Origin of the sequence: Streptomyces violaceorubidus (assembly GCF_000717995.1) — a bacterium.
GTDB lineage: Bacteria > Actinomycetota > Actinomycetes > Streptomycetales > Streptomycetaceae > Streptomyces > Streptomyces violaceorubidus.
The window spans coordinates 1-3,109 of record NZ_JODM01000084.1 but is presented as its reverse complement, the minus strand read 5'-3'; the positions used below and the strand labels follow the sequence as shown (position 1 = coordinate 3,109).

At 72.5% G+C, this 3,109-nt stretch carries 1 protein-coding gene; it reads left to right on the top strand.

Going from position 1 to position 3,109, the window contains the following annotated elements; translation table 11 throughout:
- Positions 1–3,109: non-ribosomal peptide synthetase (locus IE94_RS0133970; RefSeq protein ID WP_030192172.1), on the top strand; the 3,109-nt coding region annotated here is incomplete at both ends.

Below are 3,109 nucleotides of genomic sequence, written 5' to 3'. Positions count from 1 at the left end.
CACCGACCTCACCGGTGACCCCAGCTTCAGCGAGCTGCTGACCCGGGTGCGGGAGACGGACCTGGCCGCCTACGCGCACCAGGACATCCCCTTCGAACGCCTCGTCCAGGACCTCAACCCCGAGCGTTCCGCCTCTCGGCACCCCCTGTTCCAGGTGCGGTTGGTGGTCCAGCACGGTGATCCGCGCACGGTCGCCGGGGACGCACTGGCCCTGCCCGGGCTGCGCGCGTCGGCGTTGCCGATCGCCGACGACGGCGCCAAGTTCGACCTGCTCTTCCGCCTCTTCGAGACGGATCAGGGGCTCGGCGGCATGCTGGAGTACAGCGCCGACCTCTACGACGCGTCCACCGCGGAGGCCCTGTCGGACCGCTTCCTGCGCGTCCTCGAAGCCGTCGTCGAGGAGCCGGAGCGGCCCGTCGGACGGGTCGACGTACTGGACGACGACGAGCGTCGGCGGCTGCTTGAAGAGTGGAACGCGACGGCCCGCGAGGTCGGCAGGGCGAGCGTGGTCGAGTTGTTCGCCGCGCAGGTGAGCCGTACTCCGGAGGCCGACGCGCTGGTCTCGGGGGAGACCGTCCTCACCTATGCCGAACTCGATGAACGCAGCAACCGGCTGGCCCGGTTCCTGGTCGGGCACGGCGTGGGCCCGGAGCGGTTCGTGGCGGTCGCCCTGCCACGCTCCGTCGAGGTGGTCGTCGCCCTGCTGGCGGTACTCAAGGCCGGTGGCGCGTACGTACCGCTCGACCTCGACCACCCGGCGGAGCGCATCCGGTACATGCTGGAGGACGCCGCTCCCGGCGTGGTCCTGACGTGCGCCGAGTGGTCCGGTCTGGTGGCAGGCACGGACGCGGTGACCGTGCTGCTCGACGCCCCGGAGACCGGGAGCGCCCTCGCCGAGACGTCCGCCGGGTCCCTCGTCGCCCCGTCCGACGGCGAAGGAGACGGCGACCGCGACGGCGGGCGGACCGACGGGCTTCCGGCCCCCAACGATCCCGCGTACGTGATCTACACGTCCGGCTCCACCGGCCGCCCGAAGGGTGTGGTCGTCGAGCACCGTTCGGTGGGCGCCTACCTCCAGCGGGCACGTCATGCGTACCCGGACGCGTCGGGCACGGCGCTCCTGCACAGCCGCATCGCCTTCGACCTGACCGTGACCGCGCTGTACACCCCGCTGGTCTCCGGCGGCTGCGTGCGTCTGGCCGACCTCAAGGACGCGCCGGTCACCTCGGGGGCACCGGACTTCATGAAGGCCACGCCCAGTCACCTGGCCCTGCTGGAGTCCCTGCCGGACACGGCTTCGCCGACCGGCACCCTCGTTCTCGGCGGGGAGCAGTTGCTCGGCGAGACGCTGGCTCCGTGGCGGGAGTGCCACCCCGACGTCACCGTCGTGAACGCCTACGGCCCGACCGAGGCCACCGTCAACTGCACCGACTTCACCCTGCCCCCGGGCGCACCGACCCCCACCGGGCCGGTCCCGATCGGACGGCCCTTCTGGAACACGCAGGCGTACGTCCTCGACGCGGCGCTGCTACCCGTACCGCCCGGCGTCGCGGGTGAGCTGTACATCGCCGGCACCGGCCTGGCCCGCGGCTACCTGGGGCGTCCGGACATGACGGCGGAACGCTTCACCGCCAACCCCTTCGGTGGGCCCGGTTCCCGCATGTACCGCACGGGCGACATCGCCATGTGGGGTGCCGACGGGCTGTTGCGGTACGTGGGGCGTGCCGACCAGCAGGTGAAGCTGCGCGGCTTCCGACTGGAGCTGGGCGAGATCGAGAGCGTACTGCTGGGCGCGGCCGGTGTGCGCCAGGCCGTGGTCGTGGTCCGGGAGGGCGGTCAGGGCGACGGAGACGGCGACAAGCAGCTCGTCGCGTACGTGGTCCTGGAGGAGGACGGGCCGTCGCGCGCGGCGTCCGCCGTCCGGGAGCTCCGGGAGTACACGGCCGAGCGGCTGCCCGACTACATGGTGCCGTCGGCGTTCGTCGTCCTCGACGCCCTGCCCCTCACCGCCAACGGCAAGCTCGACCGCAGGGCCCTGCCCGCTCCCTCCGTCCCGGAGGCGGAGGAGCCGGACTCCGTGACGCCGCCCGTCGCTCCGCCCAACCCCTGGGAGGACACACTCGCCAACCTGTTCGCGGAGGTCCTGGGCCGCGACCACGTGGGCCGGAACGAGGACTTCTTCGACCTCGGCGGCCACTCCCTCCTCGCCATTCGCCTGCTGGCCAGGGCACGCTCCACCCTCGGCATGGACCTGTCGGTGCGCGACATGTTCGAGAACCCGACCGTCGCCGGACTCGCCCGGCTCATGACCACCGCGTCCCGGGCGGGCCACGCGCTGACCGCCCGGGAGGTACGCCCGGAGCGCGTGCCCCTGTCGTACGCGCAGCAGCGGTTGTGGTTCCTGCACCAGTACGACCCCGACAGCGCGCTCTACAACATCCCCGTCGCGCTCCGCCTCACCGGTCCCCTGGACGAACAGGCCCTCGCGGCGGCCCTCAACGACGTGGTCGTGCGCCACGAGGCGCTGCGCACCGTCTACGGGGAAGAACCCGACGCCGGCGCCCACCAGATCGTCCTGCCGTCGGACACCACCGTCCCGCTCGTCGTCCGCGACATCGCCGGCGACGGCGACGGTCCTGACGACCGTGGCGAAACGCTGCCGAACGCACTGCGCGAGGCCGTGGCACGCCCCTTCGACCTCACGGGTGACCTGCCGTTGCGGGCCACCCTGTTCCGCACCGGGCCCGACGAGCACGTCCTGCTCCTCGTCGTCCACCACATCGCCGCCGACGGCTGGTCCATGGGACCCCTCGCCGCCGACCTCACCACTGCCTACACCGCCCGGCACACCGACCAGAGTCCCAACTGGGCGCCGCTGCCGGTGCAGTACGCCGACTACACCCTCTGGCAGCACGACGCCCTCGGCGACGACAACGACCCCGCCGCAGTCGCAGGGCGTCAACTCGCCTACTGGCGGGGGCAGCTCGCGGGTCTTCCCACCGAGCTCGACCTCCCGACCGACCGGCCCCGCCCGGCCGTGCCCACCCACCAGGGCGGCACCGTCACCTTCACCATCCCCGCCCACCTCCACGAACAGCTGGCCCACCTC